This window comes from Pseudomonas sp. Ost2 (assembly GCF_018326065.1).
Lineage (GTDB): Bacteria > Pseudomonadota > Gammaproteobacteria > Pseudomonadales > Pseudomonadaceae > Aquipseudomonas > Aquipseudomonas gingeri.
Window position 1 is genome coordinate 5,182,545 of record NZ_AP021904.1, and the last position, 24,713, is coordinate 5,207,257.

Genomic DNA, 24,713 nt, shown 5'->3' on the forward strand with positions numbered 1-24,713 from the left:
CATCAAAAAGCCCGGCACGAAGCCGGGCTTTTTGATTGCAAGTCGATCAATCAGGCATCCAGCTCGGCCCAACGCTCGACCATCACCTCCAGTTCAGCCTGGAGTTTTTCCAACCGGGCGATCACTGCTGCCGTTTCCGCTGCGGGGCGCTGATAGAAACCGGTTTCGGCCATCTCCGCCTCGACAGCAGCGATCTGCTGCTCCTTGGCATCGATCTCGCCCGGCAGGGCTTCCAGCTCGCGCTGCAGCTTGTAGCTGAGCTTCTTCTTCGCGGCCGGAGCTTCGGCCGGGGCGGCCGCCGGTGCCGGCGCAGCGGTGACGACCGCCGAATTCAGCTCGGCCTTGCCCGATTTGTTCTCGGTCACGCCCAGCAGGCGTGGCGAGCCACCCTGGCGCAGCCAGTCCTGATAACCACCGACGTATTCGCGGACCTTGCCTTCGCCTTCGAAGACCAGGGTGCTGGTCACCACGTTATCGAGGAATGCCCGGTCGTGGCTGACCATCAGCACGGTGCCCTTGAAGGTCAACAGCACTTCTTCCAGCAGCTCGAGGGTTTCCACGTCGAGGTCGTTGGTCGGTTCGTCGAGCACCAGCAGGTTCGCCGGCTTGCTGAACAGCTTGGCCAGCAGCAGGCGCGCGCGCTCGCCACCGGACAGGGCCTTGACCGGCGTCCGCGCACGCTGCGGGCTGAACAGGAAGTCGCCGAGGTAGCTGAGCACGTGACGGCTCTGACCATCGATATCGATAAAGTCGCGGCCTTCGGCGACGTTGTCGATCACGGTCTTTTCCAGGTCCAGCTGATGACGCAACTGGTCGAAGTAGGCCACGTCGATGCGGGTGCCCTCTTCCACCTTGCCGCTGGTCGGTACCAGGCCGCTGAGCATCAGCTTCAACAGGGTGGTCTTGCCGGTGCCGTTGGCCCCCAGCAGGCCGATCCGGTCGCCGCGCTGCAGGACCATGGAGAAATCCTTGATCAGGAACGGGCCGCCCGGGTGGGCAAAGCTGACATTGTCGAGGACCATGACCTGCTTGCCGGACTTGTCGGCGGTATCCAGCTGGATATTCGCCTTGCCGGTACGCTCGCGACGTTCGCTACGCTCCACGCGCAAGGCCTTCAATGCCCGCACACGGCCTTCGTTACGGGTACGCCGGGCCTTGATGCCCTGGCGAATCCAGACCTCTTCCTGGGCCAGGCGCTTGTCGAACAGTGCGTTGGCGGTCTCTTCAGCGGCCAAGGCCGCTTCCTTGTGCACCAGGAAGCTGGCGTAGTCGCCGTTCCAGTCGATCAGGCCGCCGCGATCCAGTTCGAGGATACGGGTCGCCAGGTTCTGCAGGAAAGAACGGTCGTGGGTGATGAACAGCACGGCGCCCTGGAAATCCTTCAGGGCCTCTTCCAGCCAGGCGATCGCACCGATATCCAGGTGGTTGGTCGGCTCGTCGAGCAGCAGCAGGTCCGGTTCGGACACCAGCGCCTGGGCCAGCAGTACGCGACGACGCCAGCCGCCGGACAACTCGGCGAGGGTCTTATCGGCCGGCAACTGCAGGCGGCTCAGGGTGCTGTCGACCAGCGTCTGCAAGCGCCAGCCGTCACGGGCCTCGAGGTCGTGCTGGACATGCATCAGCTTGTCCAGGTCGGCATCGGTGACGATGTTCTGGCTCAGGTGGTGATACTGCGCGAGCAACTCGCCGACGCCGTCCAGGCCCTGGGCCACGACATCGAATACGGTCCGCTCGTCGGCCACCGGCAGTTCTTGCGGCAATTCGCCGATCTTGAGCCCGGGCGCACGCCAGACGGAGCCGTCATCGGGCTTCTGATCGCCCTTGACCAGCTTCAACATGCTGGACTTGCCTGTGCCGTTGCGGCCGATGATGCACACCCGCTCACCACGGGCGATCTGCCAGGACACCTTGTCCAACAACGGCATGGCGCCGAAAGCAAGGGACACATCGCTGAATTTGAGCAGGGTCATGAGCTTCTCCAAAAACCGGGCGCGCATTCTACCTGACTTGAGCCCCGAGGCGGCCGCGATTTTTGCCAATGCCCCGGCCAAGATGACATTTAGTATCAAGTTGCGTACAGCGCCCGGCAAAACTTTCGCCCGCCGCCGGCAAAAGGCTAAGCTACCCGACAATCAGTGTCGGTCCTGCCGGCACTTGCCCGTTTTTTTTGCTCGGAAGTCTCATGCGCAGCCGTCTTTTCAATTTTTTATCGTGTCTGCTTCTTTCCACCTGCGCCGTTCAAGCTGCACAGGCCGTCGACCTCGCCCAGCAACGCCAACTCTACGATGAAGCCAAGCGCGCCCTGGCCAAGGGTGACTCCGGCCCCTACTTCCAGTATCAGGACACGTTGCAGACCTATCCGCTGGAACCGTACCTGGCCTACGACGAGCTGACCGCCCGGCTGAAAACCGCCAGCAACGCCGAGATCGAGAAGTTCCTCGCCGAACACGGCGACCTGCCCCAGGCCAACTGGATGAAGCTGCGCTGGTTGCGCTGGCTGGCCGAACGTGGCGACTGGGCCCCCTTCGTCAAGTACTACGACCCGAAACTGAATTTCACCGAACTGGACTGCCTCAACGGCCAGTACCAGCTCAGCCACAACCTGCGTGCCGAAGGCTACGCCACGGCGGAAAAACTCTGGTTGACCGGCAAGACCCAGCCAGCCGCCTGCGACGCGCTGTTCGACCGCTGGGCGACGGAAGGCCAACTGACCGAGCAAAAACGCTGGCAACGCGTCAAGCTGGCCGCCGAAGCCCGCAACTACGGACTTGCCAGCGCCCTGGTCAAGGGCCTGAGCACCCTCGGCCCGCAAGGTCGGATGATGATCGAGGTGGCACAGAAACCCGACCTGCTGAGCCAGCCTTCACGCTTCGTGCCGGCCGACGAAGCCATGTCCGACGTGGTCGGCCTGGGCCTGCGCCGCCTCGCCCGCCAGGACCCGGACAAGGCCATGGCCCTGCTCGACGGCTATGCCACCAGCATGCACTTCTCCCGTGACGAAAAGGTTTCGATCGCCCGCGAGGTCGGCCTGACCCTGGCGCGCCGCTACGACAGCCGCGCCCTCGAGATCATGACCCAGTACGACCCGGAGCTGCGTGACAACACCGTCACCGAGTGGCGCCTGCGCCTGCTGCTGCGCCTGGGGCGCTGGGAAGATGCCTACCAGTTGACTCGCAGGCTGCCCCAGGACCTGGCGACGACCAATCGCTGGCGCTACTGGCAGGCCCGCAGCCTGGAACTGGCGCAACCGCAGAATCCACAGGCACTGGTGCTGTTGAAGAATGTCGCCCGTGAACGCGACTTCTACGGCTTTCTCGCCGCCGATCGCTCGCAGACCGCCTACCAGTTGACCAACCGCCCGCTGGTACTCAGCCAGCAGCTGATCAACAAGGTCCGCAATACGCCAGGCGTGCGCCGGGCGCTGGAACTGCATGACCGCGGCCAGATCGTCGACGGTCGCCGCGAGTGGTACCACGTCAGCCGGATGTTCAACCGTGACGAAATGGTCGCCCAGGCCAGGCTGGCCTACGACTTGAAGTGGTACTTCCCGGCGATTCGCACCATCAGCCAGGCGCAGTACTGGGACGACCTGGATATCCGCTTCCCGATGGCCCACCGCGATACGCTGGTACGCGAAGCCAAGCTGCGCGGCCTGCATTCGAGCTGGGTGTTTGCCATTACCCGCCAGGAAAGTGCCTTCATGGACGATGCCCGCTCCAGCGTCGGCGCCACCGGTCTGATGCAACTGATGCCCGGCACCGCCAAGGAAACCGCGCGCAAGTTCAGCATCCCGCTGGCATCGCCCCAGCAGGTGCTGGATCCGGACAAGAACGTGCAACTGGGTGCCGCTTACCTGAGCCAGGTCCACGGCCAGTTCAACGGCAACCGCGTACTCGCCACCGCCGCCTACAACGCCGGCCCGGGTCGGGTCAGGCAGTGGCTCAAGGGCGCGAACCACCTGAGTTTCGACGTCTGGGTGGAAAGCATCCCGTTCGACGAGACCCGGCAATACGTGCAGAACGTGCTGTCGTACTCGGTGATCTACGGCCAGAAGCTCAACGCACCGCAGCCGCTGGTTGACTGGAACGAGCGGTTTTTCGACGATCAATAATCAGGGACCTACAGGAAGCCCCCGCAGGACCCGCGCCTAACCCTGAACAGGTGTCCGCGCGCGCCCCGTGGGAGCTGGCTTGCCGGCGAAGAGGTCGGCAAGGCTGGCACCGCCTGATCGACCGCTATCGTCGGCAAGCCGGCGCCCACCGTTCACTTCATTATTCGAGAACGGTCACCGGCATCCCCACTTCGAGCCGCCCCTGGCCGTCATTGACCAGGTTCTGCCCGAACATCACATCCCCATCCTGCTCGCGGTAGGTCTTGAGCGTCGTCAACGGTTCCCGGTCGGCGCTACGCTCCCCGGACTGCGGGTCAATGGTGGTCAGGATGCAGCGCGAGCACGGTTTGACCACGCGAAACTCGACGTCACCGATACGAATGCGCTTCCATTGATCCTCGGCAAACGCCGTGCTGCCTTCGATCACCAGGTTGGGACGAAAACGCAGCATCTCCAGAGGCCGTCCGACCTTATGGGAAAGGTCTTCCAGCGAGGCCTGGCCGATCAGCAGCAACGGGAAACCATCGGCAAACGCCACACGGTCATCATCCCTGCCGTAGCCCGGCTGGGTGATCCGCGCCCGCTCCAGCGGTACATGCACCAGGCGCACCGGCTTGCCGATAAACCCGCTGAGCCAGGCCGCCGCTTCATCGCCAGCATCGGGCACCCGCAAGGTATCGCTCCAGATGGTCACGCCACGCAACGACTGGTCGGCCGGCGGCAGTGCCACGTCCAGCGACGGACGCCCCGGCGCGCTCAGGGTCAGGCCACCCGCGGCATTCCACAGGGCGGACAGCTGGCTCATGCCTGCGACGGCACGCTGGGTCAGGAAACGTCCGTTGGCTTCGTCCACCACCATCCAGCGTCGATCCCCGCTCAACCCCAACTCGTCGAGCGGGCTGTGCTGCAGGGATTCGCCCTTGCCGGACTTCAATGGGTAACGATACAGCGCGCTCAGACGCAACATGTCCAACTCCCGTAGAGGTAAAACCCCGATTCTACAGGAGGGTGGACCAGCGCAACACCGAGCGGCCGGCCAAACAGCGGCCTATGGCAGCCAACCGTACGGGATCAGGCTTCATCCAGCAGCAGACGCTGACGCACCACATCCACCAGTTTGTCTGGCTGGAACTTGGACAGGAAGTTGTCGCAGCCAACCTTCTTCACCATGGCATCGTTGAAGCTTCCGGACAGCGAAGTATGCAGCACCACATACAGACCGCGCAGGCGCGGGTCGTTGCGAATCTCGGTGGTCAGGCGGTAGCCGTCCATCTCCGGCATTTCCGCATCGGTAAAGACCATCAGCAGCTTGTCGGTCATCACCGCGCCGGCATCGGCCCAGCCCTTGAGCATGTTCAAGGCCTTCAGGCCATCGCTGGCGATATGCATCTTCACCCCCAACTGGCCCAGGGTATCGCGCAGCTGCGACAAGGCCACGTTGGAGTCGTCGACCAGCAGCACCTCGCGGCCCCGCGCACGCTCCATCACCGGGTCATCGAGTTTTTCACGGGACACCTTGGCGTTGTACGGAACGATCTCCGCCAGGACTTTCTCGACATCGATGATTTCCACCAACTGGTCGTCGACCTTGCTGATGGCGGTCAGGTAATGCTGGCGGCCGGCACTGGTCGGCGGCGGCAGAATCGCCTCCCAGTTCATGTTGACGATGCGATCCACGCCACCGACCAGGAACGCCTGCACCGAACGGTTGTATTCGGTCACGATAATGGTGCTGTTGGGGCCCGGGACCAGGGGACGCATGCCGATCGCCTGGGACAGGTCGATCACCGGCAGGGTCTGCCCCCGCAGATTGACCACACCGCAGACAAACGGATGGCGCTGCGGCATCAGGGTCAGCTTGGGCAGTTGCAGGACTTCCTGAACCTTGAACACGTTGATCGCGAACAGCTGGCGACCGGCCAGGCGAAACATGAGAATCTCCAGACGATTCTCACCCACCAGTTGCGTACGTTGGTCTACCGTGTCGAGAATGCCGGCCATCAATCACTCCTGGGGCGCTGATACAAAAAGACTACATTGAGAGAGTTATCGGCCGGACCCGCCAGACCTTGACCCTCCGACAAAATGCCATGCAAAACGTTTGATGTCACATTAACATCATGCTTTACTGGACTCATCGCCCTGACTCGACACAATTCCCTCCCGGCGCGACCACAAATTGCTCCTTTGGTTCCCCTCCATAGGGGAATCCCCTAGTAACAATCAGGCCCAACCTGATATTCGCGATATCCAATAGCCATTAATGTGACGCCATTCTCATTGCATGAATGGAGTCAGGCTTTTGCTTTCGATCGCGGGACGGTGGCCAGAAAGCCAGGCAAGGCGCCTCACAAATCTTGTGGAAGCGCTCTGGAACGGCCCTTTTGAACGATCTCTGCAAGCGTCGGGACTCTTTTTCCTGAAGATGAGCGCGCGCAACCCAAGAATGTTGCGCAATCAATCAAGACTGAAACAATCGGAAACAGACTACAGACATCCTCTGTTGGCCGACATTAACTTAACGCCGTTCGCCAAGCGCGACGTTCTATCGCCTGCCGATGTTTTCATGGAGATAAAGCATGCTGAACGGTAAAGAGTGGCAGACGAGTCTGCCGGAATTCCTCGTCGAGGCTGGAACCCTGCAGGCGAAAATGCAGGAGTGCTGCCAGCACCTGGGCCTGATCCGCAACGATCGGGATGCGATCGACTGCCTGCTCGCCGCGCTGCACAAGCTGGCCGGCCGCGCCGATGTGCTCGGCGTACGCTGCATGGCCGACTTCTGCCGGCATATCCACGGCGTGCTGAGCCATGCTCCCGAACAGCTCAACCTGCACAATGACGCCTTGCAGGCGCTGCAGGATTGCCTGACCCTGCTGGCATGGCAACTGGAACTGATCGATCCCCATACGGGCCAATTGAGCCTCGACGACAGCGAACAGGCCGAACTGATCGCGGCCCTGGCGGCACAGACCGACCTGTCCGGAACCCAGCTCACCGAGCCGAAAGCCTTCGCACTGATCACCTTTCCCGGACAATCCGTTTGAACAGCGGCACTTTCGCCCATGCATTTACATTAGCTATTTCCAATAGTTAAACGCGTCTTACGCCTCCCTCATAGTCAAAACCGACACGACCAACTAACGAGCAACTTCCCGGTTTCAGACTGGGTTTTTTAGTGCGCGAAGAATAACTAGCGTACACATGACAAAGTGCCGTAAGTTCACAAGTAAGCAGGCTGCAGCGAGCGGTTTCCCGGGCGTTCTGGAACCACCGTACAAAAATGCTGACCATTCGGACATATATCACCGGGGACGACCAACCTTAAACGAAGTGCTATTATGCTGCCCGCTCACTTATGTGCTTGATGGCAAAGTGATTTCATCTTGAATCCTGATGACGCCAGCACTGTTTTGCCGTGTAAACATATACATCACACCACCTTGTGTATAAGTATTGAACCGTAGCCGTTTTTTCAAACAGAGTCCCGCCGGCGACAGCGTGGGGCTCCCCGTAGCGAACACTCATTGGCTCTACACGCTATGTACGCCAGCCTCAAGTCCTTAAAGCCTTGGCTCCCCTCTCGCAAAAACGCCCGCCGGCTGACCGTCCTGCTCTGTGTCGCCTCGGCCGTGATGAGCCTGTCGGTCTATCTGAATTGTTCGAGCCTGCCGCGAAGCCTGTTGCTGCTGATCCTGCTGATGCTGAACCTGGCCGCGCTGACCAGCGTCTGGCTGCAGCACCGGGTGTCACAGACATCGATCAATTTTCAACCCCAGGAACTCGCCGATCGCCTGCTGGAAGTGCAGGAAAACGAACGTCACCGCCTCAGCCGTGAACTGCACGACGATATCGGCCAACTGCTGACGGCCGCCAAACTGCAGACCCAGTGGTTGCAGGGACGCCTGCCGGAGGAATTGCGCAACCACTGCGCCGACCTGAGCAATACCCTGGACGAAACCCTGGCCAAGGTGCGGGACGTGTCGGCGATTCTCAATCCACGCCAGTTGGCCAGCCTCGGACTAGAAGCCAGCCTGCGCGCCCACCTGCTCAAGACCCTGGGCAATACCACGGTGCACTGGAGCCTGGAATGCCAGCAGCGGTTGACCGGGTTGTCCGAGGAAATGGCCGTGACCGCCTTTCGCGTGACCCAGGAAGCCGTTACCAACATGTTGCGCCACGCCAAGGCCAGCAACCTGCTGATACGCCTCAAGCGCCTGCCCGAAGGCCTGTCGCTGCATATCACCGACGATGGCCTGGGTTTTTCCCCGGCAGCCAATCCGGGCGAGCAGGGCCAGCGCGGCATGGCCGGCATGGCGGAGCGTATCGAACAGTTGGGCGGCACATTGACAGTCACCAGCGGACCCGGCAAAGGTACGCAAATCGAAGCCCTTCTTCCCTGGGCCCCCGGGCCCTCGAACGAGCCAGTACGAATAAGGTTCTATGACCTGCAACTTACTTCTTGTGGATGACCACTCTCTGATCAGGGCCGGTGTGCGTGCCCTGGTACTGGATATTCCGGGCTACGCCGTGATCGGCGAAGCCAATGACGGCGCACAGTTGCTCGAAGCCGTCGAACGCCTGAACCCGGATATCATCCTGCTCGACCTGTCCATGCGCGATACCGGCGGGCTCGACGCCTTGCGCCAGCTCCAGGCGGTACGCCCGCAGAGCAAGGTACTGATCCTGTCGATGCACACCGATCCGCAGTTGATCATGCAGGCCCTGGAAATCGGCGCCCATGGCTATCTGCTCAAGGACACCACCGCCACCGAACTGGCCCAGGCCCTGGAGGCCTTGCGCAACGACGAGCGCTACCTCAGCCCGGCGATCGCCCACACGGTGATCAACCAGGCCCTGACCCAGGTCCAGCGCCATTCGCCGGTGGAAACCGAGACCCATAACCTGACCGGACGCCAGCTGGAAATCCTGCGGTTGATCGTGCGCGGCAAATCCACCCGGGAAATCGCCAACGGCCTGGGCCTGAGCATCAAGACCGTGGAAACCCACCGCTCGCAGATCATGAAGCGCCTGCAGATTTTCGACGTCGCCGGGCTGGTCCTGTTCGCCGTCCGCGAGCGCATCATCAGCCTCGACGACTGAGCAGCGGCGAGTCCGCCGGCAAATGCACCTGCAACGCCCCGGCACGCGCTTCGAAACGCAGGCAATCGCTTTCCAGGGGTTCGCCGTCGAGGTTCAGGTACAAGCCTTCGGCAACCTTGATCTCGACCCAGGGCAGGCGGGCCCGGACGAACATGTTGTCGATCCCCCAACCATCGCTCATCAGGCTGCGCAGCGTCCCCACCACCTCCTGGGGCGCCGGCAGGATACTGATATCGAGCAGGCCATCATCGGCCAGCGCCTCGGGGCACAGCAGGTGCCCGCCGCCTGCCTGGCGCCCGTTGCCGATCCCCAGTGCCAGCAGTTCACCCCGCCAATGGAAATCCGGCCCCTGCAACTCGCCATAGGCGGCATGCAGTTCGTTGAAGCGTGACAACCCGGTAAACAGGTAGGCCGCGCCACCCAGGACCTTCTTCAGGTCTTCCGAGGTATTGGCCGTCACCTGACTGCCGAAACCGCCGGTGGCCATGTTCAGGAACAACTGCCCGCCGACAGCGCCCAGGTCGATCGGCCGGGCCGGCACCTCCAGCAGTTGCAAGGCCAGGGCCGGCTCCAGCGGCACTCCGGCGGCACGGGCAAAGTCATTGGCGGTGCCCAGCGGCATCAGCACCAGGCTCGCCTCGCTGGCGGCCAGGGCCAGGGCTTCGGCGATCTCGCGCAAGGTGCCGTCACCACCGCCGGCGATCAACTGCCGATAACCCATGTCCAGCGCTTCATCCACCAGGCGCCGGGCATCGCCGGCCTCCCAGGTGACGCGCACCGCCAGTTCCCAGCCTTCCCGCCGCTTGCCCTCGACCGCTGCCCGCACGTCTTCGTTGAGGGCCTGCTTGCCATGCAGAATCAGCAATGCCTTGCGCTCGTTCATGAGCCGTTTCTCCTGTGTCGATGGGCCTGGAACATGTGGACCACGGCGAGCTGAAAACGACCTGGCGCAACGGGATTTATTTCACCGCTACCCGCCCGAACGCTCTGGAACGCGCGTGATATAGCACAACAGGGGCGCTTCGGATTTTTTTTAGCTACAAGACATCATTCAATTAGCGACCCGCTGTTTCATGAGCTTTACTCAAGCCCGTGCCATTCAAACGAGAGGAAATATCGGCCGCCGCAGCGATAAAAGCGGGGGCATACCTTCAAACGGTTGACTGCCGATACCGGGCCCGCCCGGTAGAGAATTAGCCATCAGGGACGGGGTTATCGCGAAAAACCTTGTGGCTTTGCCATAGGAAGTACCTGCCGTAGTGCTTCGTAGTTGCCATTTCGCGATGGTAGAAAGGGAGGGGTCACATGCGTTTGCAACCCGTCGACAGCTTATTGCTCACTCGACCCAGCATGGTCGAGTACTTTCTGTTCGGCATCCGTCTGGTCCACGGCCTGACGGCCATTCTGCCCGGGCTGTTGCTGCTGGTTTACCTGCGCGAGCAGAGTCCCGAGATCACCCGCAGCTACCTGACCATCCTGCTGTTCTTCGGTGTCATCAGCGTACTGATCTTCCAGGCCCTGGGGGTCTATGCCGAAACCATCTTCAGCAACCTGCTGCGCTTCCAGCTCACCCTCTTCGCCTGGTCCTCGGCGTTCTGCCTGCTGCTGTTCATGCACCACGGCCTGCAACTGTTCAGCTACCTGACCAATACCCAACTGCTGGTCTGGTTCCTCGCCAGCCTGGTGCTGTTCGGCATCGAGCGCCTGATCCTGCTGACGCTGTTCCAGCAACTGATGCAACGCGGCATCTTCCTGCAGAACGCGGTGATCCTCGGCGCCACCGAGAACGGCCAGCGCCTGGCCGAATACCTGGCCCAGCACCAGGACATCCGCTCCGGCGTCATCGGCTTTATCGACGACCGCATCGGCCGGCTGCCGAAAACCATGGTCAACCTGCCGCTGCTGGGCAACTCCAGCGACCTGGAACGGCTGATCCGCGAGGAGAAGGTCACCCAGGTGCTGGTCGCCCTGCCCTGGTCGGCCGAGAACCGCATGGACTACATCATCCGCGAACTGCGCCGGCTACCGGTCAATGTGCTGCTGGTGCCGGACATGGTCGCCTTCCGCCATGCCCACAACCGCATCACCGAAGTCGCCAACCTGCCGATGTTCAACGCTTCCGAAGTGCCCCTGCGCGGCTGGTCGCCGATGTTCAAGCGCCTCGAGGACATGGTGCTGTCGAGCACCGCGCTGATTCTTTTGTCACCGGTGATGCTGCTGGTGGCCCTGGCGATTAAACTCGACTCCCCCGGCCCGGTGCTGTTTCGCCAGAAACGCTATGGCTACAACAACCGGCTGATCGAAGTCTTCAAGTTTCGCTCGATGCATCAGCACCAGAGCGACGCCAACGCAGAGAAACAGACCACCCGCGGCGACCCACGGATCACCCGGGTCGGCCGTTTCATCCGCAAGACCAGCCTCGACGAGTTGCCCCAATTGTTCAATGTATTCATCGGCAGCATGTCCATGGTCGGCCCGCGGCCCCACGCCACGGCGACCAAGGCCGCCGGCATCCTGTTCGAAGAAGCCGTCAAGGAATACACCTCGCGCCACCGGGTCAAGCCGGGGATCACCGGGCTGGCGCAGATCAACGGCTATCGTGGCGAAACCGACACGCTGGAAAAAATCGAGAAACGCGTGGAGTTCGACCTGGAGTACATCGAAAACTGGTCGATCTGGTTCGACCTCTACATTCTGTTCCGCACTGTCCCGGCAGTGCTCCTGACACGCGAGGCCTTCTGAATGAGCCTACTCATTCCCTGCATCATCGCCGGCGGTGCCGGTACCCGACTCTGGCCGGTGTCCCGCGAGGCCATGCCCAAGCCCTTCATGCGCCTGCCCGACGGCGAAAGCCTGCTGCAGAAGACTTTCCGCCGCGCCGCCGGTCTCGCTGACGTCCAGCGCCTGCTGACGGTGACCAACCGCGAGGTGTTCTTTCGCACCCTGGATGACTATCGCCTGCTCAACAAAAGCGCCGCGGCCCTGGACTTCATCCTCGAACCGTTCGGTCGCAACACCGCGCCGGCGATCGCCGCCGCCGCCCTGCATGTTGCCCGCCTGTACGGCGAGGATGCGCAACTGCTGGTGTTGCCCGCGGACCATCTGATCAAGGACCTGGACGCCTTCGCCAAGGCGGTGCGCAGCGCCCGGCAACTGGCGGAACAGGGCTGGCTGGTGACCTTCGGCCTGGTGCCGACCAAGGCCGAGACCGGCTTCGGCTATATCGAGAAAGGCCAGGCCCTGGGCAACGACAGCTTCCAGGTCGCCCGCTTTGTCGAGAAGCCCGACGCGGCCACTGCCCAGCGCTACCTCGACGGTGGCCTGCACCTGTGGAACGCCGGCATGTTCTGCATGCGCGCCGACGCCGTGCTGCGCGAACTGCAGGAACATGCACCGGATGTCCTGGCGGCGATGACCGAGTGCCTGGCCCACAGCCACAGCCGCGAGGGCAACCAGGAATTGCAGCTGGAACTCGACGGCAAGACCCTGGCCCTGGCCCCGGATATTTCCATCGACTATGCGTTGATGGAGCGCTCGCAAAAAGTCGCGGTGGTGCCCTGCCAGCTGGGTTGGAGCGATATCGGCTCCTGGCAGGCGGTACGCGAATTGAGCCCGGCCGACGCCAACGGCAACCAGTGCAATGGCGAAACCGTGCTGCATGACGTGAGCAACTGCTACATCGACTCACCCAAGCGCCTGGTCGGCGGGGTCGGCCTCAAGGACCTGATCATCATCGACACCCCCGATGCCCTGCTGATCGCCGACGGCAAGCGCAGCCAGGACGTTCGGCTCATCGCCCAGGAACTCAAGCGCCAGGGCCACGACGCCTACCGCCTGCACCGCACCGTGACCCGGCCATGGGGCACCTACACCGTGCTCGAAGAGGGCAAGCGTTTCAAGATCAAGCGCATCGTGGTCAAGCCCGAGGCCTCACTGTCGCTGCAGATGCACCACCACCGCAGCGAACACTGGATCGTCGTCAGCGGCATGGCGCGGGTCACCAACGGCGACCACGAATTCCTGCTCGACACCAATGAATCGACCTTCATCAAGCCGGGCAAGACCCATCGCCTGGTCAACCCCGGGGTGATTGACCTGGTGATGATCGAAGTGCAGAGCGGCGAGTACCTCGGCGAGGACGACATCGTGCGTTTCACCGACATTTACGGGCGGGTTCCCGCCACCACCGACAAGGCCTGAAACACCGTCAACGCAATGCCACCTAGCCCGTCAGGGAGCTGCAGATATGCACGACAGGAAGACTGACCGATGAAAAACATCCTGCTGATCCTCAGTGTTTTCTTACTCAGCGCTTGCAGCATCCCGGCCAAGGTGGCCCTGCCGGACGGCAACATATTGCGTGAAGGTCACCGCGCCGGTGACGCCCTGGCCGGCAAGCCGTTGCCAGCGCAGCGGATCCGCGCCGGCGATACCCTGCGTATCGTGCGCAACACCGGCGAGGCGCCGTCGATCTCCGCGTTCACCGCCAACTCGATCTATGAACTGACCCTGTTCACCGTGATGAACGACGGCAGTTTCGCCTACCCCTACATCGGCAACGTCAAGGCGGCGGGCCTGACCCCGCAGCAACTGACGCTGGTCCTCGAAGACAAGCTCAAGAACATCTACCAGGACTCGGCCCTGACCGTGAACATCTCCACTGCACCGAGCAACACCGTGTTCGTCGGTGGTTCGGTGCGCAACCCCGCCAGCCTGCCGGTGACCACCGTCACCACCCTCGAACAGGCGCTGATCGGCGCCGGCGGCCTGCTGCCGGTGGGCGACAGCCGCAACGTCGCGCTGCTGCGCCAGGAAGACGACGGCCGCTACAAGACCTACTTCTTCGACTACCGCGACACCATGCTCGCCGGCGTCAGCAACCGGCCGCCGGTGCTGCTGCAACGCGGCGACGTGGTGTTCGTACCCAAGTCCCATGTGGGCAATGGCATCGAATGGGTCGACCTGTACCTGAACCAGCTGATTCCGTTCCAGAAATCGATCGGTATCGGGGTGAACTACAACTTGCGCGATAACAACAACTGATCGTTAAGGACAACAGACATGATCAATATCCGTTCCTTCCGCGATTTGTTGCGCCTGTTCTTCATCTTCAAGCGCGAAGTGAAAATCACCGTGCTGGTGACCCTCATCATCATCCTGCTGGGGGCCTTCCTGCTGCCGAACCGATACGAGTCCACGGCGTTGTTGCTGGTCAAGCCCGGGCGTGACACCAGCACCCTGCCGATCGAGATCTCCGACCGCCAGGCCACCATCATCCCCAGTGCCCAGCGTGATCCGATCCTCGACGAAGAGCGCATGCTCACCGGACGACCGATTGCCCGCCTGGTCGCCGAGCAATACCTCGACCAGTTGTCCAAGGTGCCGCCACAGGAAGGTTTTATCGGCACCCTCAAGACCCTGGTAAAAAGCGCGGTGCAGGGTGTGATCGAAGCCGGCCGCGGCTTCCTGCAACTGCTCGGCCTGGTGGAAAAACAGACCCCGGTCGAACGCCTGGCCGATCAGTTGTCGAGGAATTTCAGCGTGACCCACGCCGCCGGGTCTTCGGTGATGGAGATCAGCTTCAAGTGGAACGATCCGCAGGTCGCCCAGACCATCGTCAAGAGCTGGGTCGAACAGTACGAGCAGGAACGCACCCGCAGCCTCGGGCGCAAGAGCCTCTACACCTTCTATGAAGGCGAGAGCAAGGCGACCCAGGCACGGATCCTCGACTACAAGAAACAGATCGAGACCCACCTCAACCAGCTGGGCGCGGTGAGCATCGCCGAACGCCTGAACGATATCTCACGCAACCTCAACAACCTGCGCGGCGAGCACCTGAACACCACCCGTGCCGTCGCCTCGACCCAGAGCGGCCTGGAGCGGATCCAGGCGCAGCTCAACAGCATGAAGAAAGAAATCAGCATCGGCCGGCAGATGAGCATCAACCCGGACCGCCAGGACCTGCAACAGCGGATCAACGCCAAGCAGATCGAGCGCCAGGAAATGCTCCGCACCTTCAAGGAAGGCGCGCCACCGGTGCGGGCCATGGACACCGCCATTGCCAACCTGCAGGATCTGCTCAAGTCGCAGAACGCGGTGGTCCAGCGCACCGACAACCTCGCGCCGAACCCGGTCTACACCCGCCTGCAGAACAGCTTCGCCGACCAGCAGGCCAGCCTCAGCCGCCTGACGACCCAGGCCGCGCAACAGAAAACCCAGCTCGAACAGCTGGAAAAGGATCGTCGCCAGGCCCTGGCCATCGAGCCGGAAATGTCGCGCCTGCAACGGGAACTCGACGCCGCCGAGAAAAGCTTCGCGCTGTACAGCGACAGCACCGAGAAAGCGCGGATCGACCGTGAACTGGACAAGAGCCAGATCAGCAACATCGCGGTGATCGAGCACGCCACCCTCAACGAAAGCCGGGTCTTCCCGAAAAGCCTGAGCATGTTGCTGCTGGCGATTCCCCTGAGCCTGGCGGTCGGCCTGCTGGCCCTGTACTTCTTCTACCTGCTGGACCAGCGCATCCACGACGGCGACAAGATCGAGGAACGCTTCGGGGTCAAGGTCTGGACCAGCCTGCAGGACATCAGCGACGGCCAGGCGCAACGGCGCACGGCCTTCACCGCCAGCATGTACCGGCTGTACGGGGTGCTACCGCTGGAACAGGTCGCCGAACACGGCCTGGCCATCGGCCTGACGTCGGCCCGCCATGGCGAAGGGGTCAGCTTCGTCATCGAGCATCTCACCCAGTTGCTGCGCGAGCGCGGCCATAACGTCCGTATCGCCGGGCCGGGCCCCGCGCAACCGGGAGAAATCCTCCTGCTCGATGCCGGCGGTTTCTTCTCCAACCAGGAAGCCTTCGTGATCCTGCGCCAGGCCAATCTGATTGCGCTGATCGTCGAGGCGGAAACCACCACGGTGCCGATCCTGGAGAACGCCCTGTCGACCCTCAACACCGCGTTCAAGCGGGTCGACGGCATCATCCTCAATCGCCGCCGCTTCGAGATCCCGGAGCGTGTCCTCAACGCCCTGGCCCGTATCCGGAGCCATGCCTGATGCATATCGCCCTGCTCGCCCCCCTGCCCCCGGAACAGAACGGCATCGCCGACTACGCCGGGCACCTGAAGGCCGCGCTGGAAAGCCAGGGCGTGCGTGTCAGCACGCCGCTGGCGGGGCTGGGCAACGATCCGCAGCGAGCGATCCAGGGAGTGGCCGACGGCGATTGGCACGGGATCGACCTGGTCCATGGGGAAATCGGTGGCGGCCGCCTGGCCGAGTTCCACGCCCTGAAAGCCTTGCGCGCGCGCTTTGCCCGGTTGCCGCTGACCGCCACCATCCATGATCCGGAACGCCTGGTCTGGCGCCGCGAGCGCCTGCCCTGGCCGCTGTCGCTGGCGAGCAGGCTGCCGTCACCGCTGCCCCAGGTAGCGACGGTGCTGGCCGACCCGCTGTGCCTGCACGAAGAACGACAATTGGCGCGCAGCCTGACCCGACTGATCACCCTGACCCAGTCCGGCGGCCACTGCCTGCGCCAGCGCATGGGCCTGCACAGCGAACAGATGGCGGTGATCCCCCATGGCAACCTCGCCATCGCCCCGGCCCCGCTGCCATCCCTGGATCCGTTGAAGCTGCTGTACTTCGGCTTTATCTATCGCGGCAAGGGCATCGAGGACCTGCTCGACGCCCTGGCGATGACCTTTGCCCAGCAACCCGGATTGCGCGCCAGGCTGCGCCTGACCCTGGCCGGCGGCAGCGAGCCGGAAATGGCCTTCGGCCCGGCCGGCAGCTACCTCGATCAGTTGCGCCAGCATATCCGGCGACTCAACCTGCAAGACAGCATCGACTGGCAGCTCGACCTGCCGGCCGCCGAGATTCCCCGGGTGATCCAGGCCCACCACGTGATGGTCCTGCCGTACCGCGAGTCGAGCAAGCTCAAGCTGCTGGGCAACCTGCGCGGTACCAGCGGCGCGCTGTCCTGGGCCGCCGCCTGCGGCCGTGGCGCGATCACTTCCGACGCCCGCTCCTTTGCCGAAGAGGTGGCCCAGGGCAACGGGGTGATCTTTCCCCAGGGCAATGTCAGCGCCCTGGCCGCCGAGATCAGCCATCTGTGTGCCACCCCCGAGCTGGCGATCCGCTGGGCCGAGCACGCCAGCATGATCGGCAACCAGCGGGTCTGGAGCCAGACCGCGAAACGCTTCCTGCAGGTCTTCCAGGAAGCCTGCCGAGGACAAGAAGATGTTGCGTAGAACCTTGCTCTGGGTGCCGCTGCTGGGACTGCTGGGCGGCGTGGCCTGCACGCTGCCCTGGAGCACCGGCGCCCAGGCCCAGGTATTGCTCAAGGCGCCACGGGCAGTCGAGTGGAAAGACTTCCTCGGGGTCAACGTGCAGTTCCAGTACTTCGACCCGGCCATTTACCAGAAGCAGATGGACCGGCTCGACGCCCTGGGCCTGAACTGGGTACGCCTGACCATCCACTGGCCGATGATCGAACCGCAGGCGGGGGTCTATGATCTCGCCACCCTGGACGCCGCGATGACGGCGATGCAGAGCCACCGGTACAACACCGTCGCCTATCTGGTCGGCTCGCCAGCCTTTGCCAGCAGCGCCCCGGCCGGTACGCCCAGTGCCGACCAGTACCCACCCAGCGATTTCAATCTGTTCGCCAGCCGCATGGCGACCCTGGCCCGGCGCTATCCCCAGGTGAACACCTGGCAGGTCTGGAACGAACCGAACATCATCTGGCTGCCCAAGGAAGACCCGACGGCCTACTACCGGCTGCTGACCACCACCGCCAAGGCGATCCGCGCCGCCGTGCCGGGCAAACCGGTCGCCACCGCCGGCATGGCCTACTACAGCCAGATGCACAGCACCCCGGGGCTGATGCTCGACAGCCTGCTGAGCCAGGGCCTGGCCAGCCAGAACATCATTGCCGCCTACCATCCCTACTCCGAGCTGCCCGAGGGCGACAACGCCGGCACGCAGGATTTTCTCAGTCAGGGCAATGGCCTCAACAGCACCCTGCATGGCGCCGGCGTGTCCCAGGTCTGGGCCACCGAATGGGGCTGGTCGAGCTATGCCGGACCACGGGAAATGCAGGCGCTGATCGGCATCGGCGGCCAGCAGGACTACACCCTGCGCCGACTGGCCCTGATGAGCGCCATGGACTACCAGCGGATCTTCCTCTTCAACCTCAGCGACCTCGACTCCCGGGCCAGTCCGCGTGACCAGTACTACGGCCTGCTGGACCTAGATGGCGAGCCGAAGCCGGTCTACACCGCCCTGAAGAACTTCTTCGACGTCACCGGTCCGGCGCTGCAACCCGCCGACACCCCCAGCCTGAGCAATGCGCCCGACGATCTGTTCAGCGTCACCTGGACCCGTGGCGACGGCGCCCGTGTCTGGATGTTCTGGAGCGCCAGCGGCACCCGCCTGCAACTGCCCGGCGTCACCCGCGCGGCGCTGTTCGATCCCCTCGCCGGCACCCGTACCGACCTGAGCGATGCCCAGGCCGTCACCGTGCCGCTGAAAACCAGCCTGCAACTGTTGGTGTGGTCGCCATGAAAATTCTCTGGACCCTGCCCTACCTGCCCTGGCCCACCACCAGCGGTGGCAAGACCCGGCAATTCCACCTGCTGCGCAGCCTCGCCGCGCGCGGGCACCGGATCACCTTGCTGGTGCAGTCGAAGAGCGAACTCGACGCTGCCACGCGCAACGCCCTGGAACCCTGTCTCGAACGCCTGATCGTGGTACCGCGGCGCTCGCTGCGCAGCCTGCAGACGTTGTTCACCGTCCTCTGCGCGCCCTACCCGATGCTGGCCGCCATCAACGGCTCGGCGCCGCGCCTGCAACAGCAGTTCCGGGCGCTGCTCGACGAACACTGGGACGTGATCCAGATCGAGCACAGCTACAGCTTCCAGCCCTTCGAGCAACCGCTGCTCGACGCCCGACGGGACTTTATCCTCACTGAACACAATGTCGAGTCGGCCCTCGGCGCGGCCAGCTACGACCGGCTGCCGGGCTGGATGAAACCCTTCACACTGTATGACCAGTGGCGTTACCGCCGCTGGGAAAGCCGGGTGTTCCGCCAGGCCGCCGAACTGATCGCCGTGACCCGCCAGGACGCCGATGTGCTGCGCCTGCAGACCGGCAAGCCGGTGGCCGTGGTGGTCAACGGCGTCGACACCGGCCATTACGCCGGCGTCCAGCCCGACCTGCACGCCCAGCGCCTGCTGTTTATCGGCAACTATGAATACAGCCCGAACCTGGATGCGGTCGAATGGGCGCTGGAAGAAATCCTCCCGGCCCTCTGGAAGCTCAATCCCGGCGTGCGTTTCGCCATTGCCGGGTTCGGCCTGCCGGATGCCTGGCGCCAGCGCTGGGACGACCCGCGCATCGAATGGCAAGGCTTTGTCCCCGACCTGCGCACCCTGCAAAGCCGCGCCTCGGTCTTTTTCGCGCCCCTGCGCCAGGGCGGCGGCTCCAAACTCAAGGTGCTGGAAGCCATGGCCGCCGGCCTGCCGGTGGTCACCACCGACCAGGGCAGCTCGGGCCTGAAAGTCGAGAACGGCCGCCATTACCTGGGCAGCGAAGACCCGCAGGCCCTGGCCAGGATTCTCGCCGATGCCCTGGCGCACCCTTCGCGACTGCACCAGATCGCCGAAGCCGGTCGTGCCTACGTCAAGGCCGAACATGACTGGTCCGTGGCTGCCGCGCAGCTCGAAGCGGTCTACTCCCGACTCCCACGCCTCAAGGAGCAAGTGCCCGTATGCGCATAGGCCTGGATTACCGCCCAGCGGCGGGTTACACCCACAGCGGCATCGGCCGCCAGAACCTGGCACTGGAGGACGCCCTGCGCGCCCACCCCGACGTGCAACTGCAACTGTTCGGCGTGGCGCCGGAAGATCATCCGCTGCGCCGCCGGGTCCATTGCCCACGCTGGGGCGCACCGCTGCAAGGCGTGCACCGCCTGCCCCTGCGGCTGAAATTCGAGGGGGCTTCCTGCCCGGCGCACTGCGCGAGGCCGGCGTGGAAATCTATATCTGCAACTTCAACATGGGCCTGCCCCTGGGCCGCAAGCCGGCCGGCATGCGCTATGTGCTGCAGTTGCATGACCTGTTCCAGCTGACGCTGCAGAACAGCCACGGTTCCAGGCTCAAGGAGCGGATCTACGGCACCACCGACAAGCTGTCGATCGGTCACTCGGTGAAGGTTGCCGACCGCATCTGGACACCATCGCAGTACACCGCCGACGAACTGGTCAAGCTGTTCCCCACGGCCCGTGACAAGGTCCGGGTACTGCCCAACCTGGTCGGCGGCTTCACCGAGGAGCCCGCCGACATCGGCGACCTGCAACTACCGGCGCGCTACTGGCTGGCGGTGGGCACCCGTGAACCGCGCAAGAACATGCCCTGGTTCGTCGCCGCCTGGCAGGCCGCGCGCCAGCAATCGGCCGAGGTTCCGGAACTGGTGCTGATCGGTGCGCCGGAACACCTGCCCGCGGAGCTGCAGCACCTGCCCGGCCTGCATTACCTGAACGGCATCAGCGATGCCCAACTGCACGCGGTGTACCGCCAGGCCGCACGCCTGTGGCAGCCGTCCTACGCCGAGGGTTTCGGCCTGCCGGTGATCGAGGCCCTCAGCGTCGGCACCTCGGTGGCCGTCGCCAGCGGCTCGTCCCTGGATGAAATCACCCCGCCGGACAGCCCACGCTTCTCGCCCACCGACAGCACCGCCCTGACCGCGCTGATGGTCAGCCTGGCCGACGCCCCCGGCGAAGACCCCGCGCTGCTCAAGGTCTGGGCCGCCCGCTACGCCACCAGTGCCTATCGCGAGCGCTTCAACCAACTGCTCGAGGATCTGAGATAATGCCGTTGGCGATGCCCATAGCACTGTTGTTCAGCCTGGTATTCGGCGTGCTGGTCTGGCTGTTGCCGGCGTTCAAGGTGCTGGTGGTCCTGATCGGCATCGCCGGAGTGGTGACGATCATCCGCCACCCGCTGTGGGGTCTGCTGCTGTTCACCGTGCTCGCCACGTTCCTGCCCTACTCGACGGTACAGATCGGCCTGCGCACCACGGTATCCGAAGCGCTGGTCCTGCTGGTCTGGGGCAGCGTGCTGGTCCAGGGGATCTTCAACAACCTGCCGGCCAAACCGGCATTGCTGCGCACCGAGCGCTGGCTGGTGGCGCTGATGCTGTTCAGCGCCTTCCCCTTTGTCATCGGCCAACTGACGGTGAATGCCGACGGCAACGGCCCGGTGAACTGGATCCGCTGGTTGCTGAACCTCTCGGTACTGTTCCTCGTCCCGCGCCTGCTGGACACCACGAAGGCCCGCGAACAGGCGGTGACCGGCCTGCTGCTGGGGACCCTGCTGCTGTTGCTGCTGTCGATCCCGGTGTTTCTCAAGAACGGCACCGCCACCAGCATGACGCCGATCCTCGCCAACCTCGGCTACGGCGGGATCGAGGTCCTGGGCGACAGTCTCAGCGCCCTGTCCAACCGCATGGGCTCGCCCTGGATGCACCCCAACGTCACCGGCGGCGCCCTGGCCCTGCTCCTGCCCCTGGCCTTCTGTTTCGGCCTGACGCGCCAGGGCTGGCCACGGGCGCTGGGCTTCGCCGTCGCCGGCCTGGGCGTGATCGCCCTGTTGCTGACCGGCTCGCGCGGCGCCCTGCTGAGCCTGATCGTGGTGCTGATATGGATGGCCCGCAAGCGCGTGCCCTACACCGGCCGCCTGCTGATGGCCGGCGTCGCCTTCGGCACCTTGCTGCTGATGTTCTACCCGCCGTTGCAAGACCGCCTGCTGACCCTCTTCTCGAGCAACGACGCCAGTACCAGCGTGCGTTTCGACGAGTACTCGCACTTCCCCGAGGCCGTCGCGATGTTCCCCTTCGGCATCGGTTTCAAGGTCGAGCCACCGGTGCCCGGCACCGGCCTCTGGGGGATTTCCAATCTGTGGCTGAACTTCGTCTACAAGCTCGGCGTGCCAGGCCTGCTGCTGTTCGTCGCGGTGATCTGGAGCTGGTGGCGGGAAACCCGTCCCTCCCGGCGCACCATCCGCCTGACGGCGGACAACGCGCTCTGGCTCGGCACCACCTCGGGCCTGATGGCCGCCCTGCTCAGCGGCATTTTCGACCACTACTTCAGCTTCACCCAGGTCCTGATCGCGCTGTTCTGGCTGCTGCTCGGCCTGAACCTGCATGAAGCCCGACGCCTCAAGCTCAAGGCCGCGAGCCTTTCTGGAGTCCAACCATGAAACACCGCATGTTTCACTCCCTGAACCTGCAGCAGGCCCTGCCCGAGTACGCGGTGAAAATGGGCGTCAACCTGGACGAACTGCAGGCCACCTATCAGTGGATGCTGGAAAACGACGTGTGCTTCGAGCAGCCGCTCAAGGGCAATGTGCTGTGCTTCATCAGCTACCTGAATATCGAGACGCGGATCGAGCCGCCACTGGCCCGGCGCTTCTATGCCTTGCTCGGGCGCGAGATCAAGGGCGCGCTGATCCCGCTCTACGGAATCAACTGGCCGACCCTGCGCGACCGCATGCTGCGCTGGTGGGAGCTGGCCTACAACATCCTGGTCTGCAAGATCCCCAGCCACACCCTGCGCCTGCTCTGGCTACGGCTGGGCGGGGCGAAGATCGGCAAGGGCTCGACGGTCTGGCGCAACACCGAAGTACTCGGCGTCGACAGCCTGCGGATCGGCAATGACAGCACGGTCGGCTGGCATTGCCAGCTGGATGCCCGGGGCGGGCTGATCATCGGCGACCATGTGACCATCGCCTCCCACGTGCTGGTCATCGCCGGCGGGCACGATGTCCAGGCTCCGGAGTTCTGGGCCGTCGGCGGACCGGTTTATATCCGCGACTACGCCTGGGTCGCCAGCCGCGCGCTGCTCTCCTTCGGTGCCGATATCGGCGAGGGCGCGGTGGTCGGCGGCAACTGCGTGGTGTCCAAGCCGGTGCCGGCCTACGCGATTGTCGGCGGCCCGGATGCGGCGATCAAAGGCGAACGCTGCCGCAACCTGAACTACAAAGTGGGCGGCAAAGGCCTGTTCACTTTGTTCCACTGAGTCGCGACAGTGTTTGGTTCAACCCTGTGGCTGACCCTCGCGACCCTCACCGGCCTGGCCGCCGGGTTCGCCCGGGAATGGCTGCTGGTCGCGGCCTGGGGCGCCGGCGGGCGCAGCGACAGTTTCCTGGTCGCGCTGTTCCTGCCGGAAGCCTTGCGCATGGCGCTTGCCGCCGGCCTGCTCAGCGCGGCGGCACTGCCGCTCTACCAGCAACGCTCGGCCACCGGACAGGCCGACTGGCTCGGCGCGCTGGCTCCGCGCCTGCTGCTCTGCGGCCTGCTGCTGGGGGGGCTGCTGAGCATCGGGGCGCCACTGTGGGTCCGCCTTATCGGCCCCGGGCTCGACGGCCAGGGTTACGCACTCGCGGGCGACAGCCTGCACTGGCTGGCTTGGTGTGCACCGGGATTTATCCTCCATGCGCTGTTCTGCGTGCCGTTGCAGGCCCGCTCGCGGTTTGTCCTGGCCGGCCTCGGCTCGTTGCTGTTCAACCTGCCGCCGGTGCTGTACCTGGCGATCCTGCGACATGCCGCGACGCCAACCGGCCTGGCCGCCGCCTGTGTCCTCGGCAGCCTGTTGATGCCGACCATCCTCTTGCCATCGCTGTACCGCGGCGGCTGGAAACCCTGGAAACCGGGGCATGCGCCCGGGGCCGGCCGCGAGCTGCTGCAACGGATAGGCCCGTTGCTCAGCAGCAACCTGGCGAGCCAGGGCCTGGCCCTGCTGGAACGGATGGTCGCCTCGCTGCTCGGCGAAGGCGCGGTCACCTGGATCAACCTGGCGCGCAAACTGATCAACCTGCCCCTGATCGCCCTGATGAGCCTGAATCAGGTGCTGCTCGGCCTGATGAGCGGCAGCGCCGGCGCCGAACGCCTGTCCCTGCTGCGCAAGGGCCTGGCCAGCGCCACGTTGCTGACCCTGCCGGCCGTCGCCGGCCTGATCGGTGCCGCCGCCGCGCTGGTCAGCCTGCTGCTGCCCAACCAGGCCGGCGACAGCCCGCTGCCGGAACTGCTGGCGTGGTTCTCCGTACCGCTGATGTTCGGCGCCTGGAACGCCCTGCTCGCCCGCTACGCCTATGCCGCCGGCGACACCCGCCTGCCGCTCAACTGCGAACTGACCGGCAGCCTGCTCAATGCCCTAATGCTGGCCGTGCTGCCCTATTTCTTCGGTTTGATCGGCATTGCCCTGGCAGCGGTCTGCGGGGTGATCCTGACCGGCCTGCTGCTGATGCGCCGTCAACAACTGCTGGCCGAAGTGCCCTGGCGCAGCCACTGGTTGCTCGGGCTCGGCGTCATGGGCCTGGCCGCCCTGTTGCTGCATCCCCTGGCGGGTATCTGGTTGCAACTGGGTCTGAGCACCCTGTGCAGCCTGGTCCTGCTGATCGCCCTGGCATTCTGGCTGCGCCCCTGGCGCCCGCTGTCCCCTGGAGGCTGA

17 protein-coding genes and 2 pseudogenes are annotated in these 24,713 nt (G+C 64.0%); 15 read left to right on the forward strand and 4 right to left on the reverse strand.

Annotation, left to right across the window (positions count from 1 at the left end):
• Positions 1-50: 50 nt before the first annotated feature.
• The gene (locus KI243_RS22660) at positions 51-1,970 is read right to left on the reverse strand and encodes an ATP-binding cassette domain-containing protein (RefSeq protein ID WP_177107583.1); all 1,920 of its coding nucleotides are present in this window, start codon (positions 1,968-1,970) and stop codon (positions 51-53) included.
• Positions 1,971-2,182: 212 nt separating this feature from the next.
• Here KI243_RS22660 and KI243_RS22665 point away from each other — a divergent pair, with 212 nt between their 5' ends.
• Entirely contained in the window at positions 2,183-4,111 is a 1,929-nt protein-coding gene (locus KI243_RS22665; RefSeq protein WP_017129600.1) for a transglycosylase SLT domain-containing protein, read from the forward strand.
• A gap of 160 nt (positions 4,112-4,271) precedes the next feature.
• Here KI243_RS22665 and KI243_RS22670 read toward each other — a convergent pair whose 3' ends face one another.
• Together KI243_RS22670 and KI243_RS22675 are read right to left on the reverse strand one after the other, a co-directional pair.
• On the reverse strand, positions 4,272-5,078 hold the full coding sequence (locus KI243_RS22670; protein WP_212809932.1) for an MOSC domain-containing protein: 807 nt from the start codon (positions 5,076-5,078) through the stop codon (positions 4,272-4,274).
• A gap of 104 nt (positions 5,079-5,182) precedes the next feature.
• Entirely contained in the window at positions 5,183-6,112 is a 930-nt protein-coding gene (locus KI243_RS22675; protein ID WP_017129602.1) for a chemotaxis protein CheV, read from the reverse strand.
• 578 nt (positions 6,113-6,690) lie between these two features.
• Here KI243_RS22675 and KI243_RS22680 point away from each other — a divergent pair.
• The 3 genes and pseudogenes from KI243_RS22680 (at position 6,691) to KI243_RS22690 (ending at position 9,211) form a co-directional block, all read left to right on the forward strand.
• Complete coding sequence (locus tag KI243_RS22680; RefSeq protein ID WP_177107580.1) at positions 6,691-7,155, forward strand: Hpt domain-containing protein; 465 nt, start codon at positions 6,691-6,693, stop codon at positions 7,153-7,155.
• A 495-nt stretch (positions 7,156-7,650) separates the two neighbouring features.
• Positions 7,651-8,555, forward strand: a pseudogene (locus KI243_RS22685) (sensor histidine kinase).
• Positions 8,552-9,211, forward strand: coding sequence for a response regulator transcription factor (locus KI243_RS22690; protein WP_177107579.1), 660 nt, complete (start codon positions 8,552-8,554; stop codon positions 9,209-9,211). The pseudogene KI243_RS22685 and the gene KI243_RS22690 overlap by 4 nt, the downstream one beginning before the upstream one ends.
• Here KI243_RS22690 and yegS read toward each other — a convergent pair.
• Entirely contained in the window at positions 9,195-10,094 is a 900-nt protein-coding gene (yegS, locus tag KI243_RS22695) for a lipid kinase YegS (protein WP_017129606.1), read from the reverse strand. The genes KI243_RS22690 and yegS overlap by 17 nt on opposite strands.
• A 422-nt stretch (positions 10,095-10,516) precedes the next feature.
• On the opposite strand from yegS, the gene KI243_RS22700 reads away from it, so the two are divergent.
• The 11 genes and pseudogenes from KI243_RS22700 to KI243_RS22750 all read left to right on the forward strand — a co-directional run bounded on the left by KI243_RS22700 (position 10,517) and on the right by KI243_RS22750 (position 24,713).
• Positions 10,517-11,953 carry an undecaprenyl-phosphate glucose phosphotransferase gene (locus KI243_RS22700; RefSeq protein WP_017129608.1) on the forward strand — a complete coding sequence of 479 codons (1,437 nt, stop codon included), beginning with the start codon at positions 10,517-10,519 and terminating at the stop codon, positions 11,951-11,953.
• Positions 11,954-13,411, forward strand: coding sequence for a mannose-1-phosphate guanylyltransferase/mannose-6-phosphate isomerase (locus KI243_RS22705; RefSeq protein ID WP_017129609.1), 1,458 nt, complete (start codon positions 11,954-11,956; stop codon positions 13,409-13,411). It abuts the gene before it with no gap.
• A 69-nt stretch (positions 13,412-13,480) separates the two neighbouring features.
• Positions 13,481-14,254, forward strand: a complete 774-nt coding sequence (locus KI243_RS22710; RefSeq protein WP_017129610.1) for a polysaccharide biosynthesis/export family protein — start codon at positions 13,481-13,483, stop codon at positions 14,252-14,254.
• A gap of 18 nt (positions 14,255-14,272) precedes the next feature.
• The gene (locus KI243_RS22715; RefSeq protein WP_212809933.1) at positions 14,273-16,267 is read left to right on the forward strand and encodes a GumC family protein; all 1,995 of its coding nucleotides are present in this window, start codon (positions 14,273-14,275) and stop codon (positions 16,265-16,267) included.
• Complete coding sequence (locus tag KI243_RS22720) at positions 16,267-17,457, forward strand: glycosyltransferase (protein WP_017129612.1); 1,191 nt, start codon at positions 16,267-16,269, stop codon at positions 17,455-17,457. Before KI243_RS22715 ends, KI243_RS22720 begins: the two co-directional genes overlap by 1 nt.
• Positions 17,447-18,772, forward strand: a complete 1,326-nt coding sequence (locus tag KI243_RS22725; protein WP_212809934.1) for a cellulase family glycosylhydrolase — start codon at positions 17,447-17,449, stop codon at positions 18,770-18,772. The genes KI243_RS22720 and KI243_RS22725 overlap by 11 nt, the downstream gene beginning before the upstream one ends.
• Positions 18,769-19,986 carry a glycosyltransferase family 4 protein gene (locus KI243_RS22730; RefSeq protein ID WP_017129614.1) on the forward strand — a complete coding sequence of 406 codons (1,218 nt, stop codon included), beginning with the start codon at positions 18,769-18,771 and terminating at the stop codon, positions 19,984-19,986. The genes KI243_RS22725 and KI243_RS22730 overlap by 4 nt, the downstream gene beginning before the upstream one ends.
• A pseudogene (locus KI243_RS22735) lies at positions 19,977-21,076 on the forward strand (glycosyltransferase family 1 protein). The gene KI243_RS22730 and the pseudogene KI243_RS22735 overlap by 10 nt, the downstream one beginning before the upstream one ends.
• Positions 21,076-22,464 (forward strand): O-antigen ligase family protein, encoded by a 1,389-nt coding sequence (locus KI243_RS22740; protein WP_177086551.1) that lies wholly within the window; start codon positions 21,076-21,078, stop codon positions 22,462-22,464. Before KI243_RS22735 ends, KI243_RS22740 begins: the two are co-directional and overlap by 1 nt.
• A complete protein-coding gene (locus KI243_RS22745; RefSeq protein WP_017129617.1) occupies positions 22,461-23,282 on the forward strand; it encodes an acyltransferase in 822 nt (273 codons plus the stop codon). The genes KI243_RS22740 and KI243_RS22745 overlap by 4 nt, the downstream gene beginning before the upstream one ends.
• Positions 23,283-23,291: 9 nt before the next feature.
• Complete coding sequence (locus tag KI243_RS22750) at positions 23,292-24,713, forward strand: lipid II flippase MurJ (RefSeq protein ID WP_017129618.1); 1,422 nt, start codon at positions 23,292-23,294, stop codon at positions 24,711-24,713.

What these genes read in the sequence shown, in the direction of transcription:
- KI243_RS22660 (WP_177107583.1), bottom strand. Translation starts at nt 1,970, where the DNA reads ATGACCCTGCTCAAATTCAGCGATGTGTCCCTTGCTTTCGGCGCCATG.
- KI243_RS22665 (WP_017129600.1), top strand. Translation starts at nt 2,183, where the DNA reads ATGCGCAGCCGTCTTTTCAATTTTTTATCGTGTCTGCTTCTTTCCACC.
- KI243_RS22670 (WP_212809932.1), bottom strand. Translation starts at nt 5,078, where the DNA reads ATGTTGCGTCTGAGCGCGCTGTATCGTTACCCATTGAAGTCCGGCAAG.
- KI243_RS22675 (WP_017129602.1), bottom strand. Translation starts at nt 6,112, where the DNA reads ATGGCCGGCATTCTCGACACGGTAGACCAACGTACGCAACTGGTGGGT.
- KI243_RS22680 (WP_177107580.1), top strand. Translation starts at nt 6,691, where the DNA reads ATGCTGAACGGTAAAGAGTGGCAGACGAGTCTGCCGGAATTCCTCGTC.
- KI243_RS22690 (WP_177107579.1), top strand. Translation starts at nt 8,552, where the DNA reads ATGACCTGCAACTTACTTCTTGTGGATGACCACTCTCTGATCAGGGCC.
- yegS (WP_017129606.1), bottom strand. Translation starts at nt 10,094, where the DNA reads ATGAACGAGCGCAAGGCATTGCTGATTCTGCATGGCAAGCAGGCCCTC.
- KI243_RS22700 (WP_017129608.1), top strand. Translation starts at nt 10,517, where the DNA reads ATGCGTTTGCAACCCGTCGACAGCTTATTGCTCACTCGACCCAGCATG.
- KI243_RS22705 (WP_017129609.1), top strand. Translation starts at nt 11,954, where the DNA reads ATGAGCCTACTCATTCCCTGCATCATCGCCGGCGGTGCCGGTACCCGA.
- KI243_RS22710 (WP_017129610.1), top strand. Translation starts at nt 13,481, where the DNA reads ATGAAAAACATCCTGCTGATCCTCAGTGTTTTCTTACTCAGCGCTTGC.
- KI243_RS22715 (WP_212809933.1), top strand. Translation starts at nt 14,273, where the DNA reads ATGATCAATATCCGTTCCTTCCGCGATTTGTTGCGCCTGTTCTTCATC.
- KI243_RS22720 (WP_017129612.1), top strand. Translation starts at nt 16,267, where the DNA reads ATGCATATCGCCCTGCTCGCCCCCCTGCCCCCGGAACAGAACGGCATC.
- KI243_RS22725 (WP_212809934.1), top strand. Translation starts at nt 17,447, where the DNA reads ATGTTGCGTAGAACCTTGCTCTGGGTGCCGCTGCTGGGACTGCTGGGC.
- KI243_RS22730 (WP_017129614.1), top strand. Translation starts at nt 18,769, where the DNA reads ATGAAAATTCTCTGGACCCTGCCCTACCTGCCCTGGCCCACCACCAGC.
- KI243_RS22740 (WP_177086551.1), top strand. Translation starts at nt 21,076, where the DNA reads ATGCCGTTGGCGATGCCCATAGCACTGTTGTTCAGCCTGGTATTCGGC.
- KI243_RS22745 (WP_017129617.1), top strand. Translation starts at nt 22,461, where the DNA reads ATGAAACACCGCATGTTTCACTCCCTGAACCTGCAGCAGGCCCTGCCC.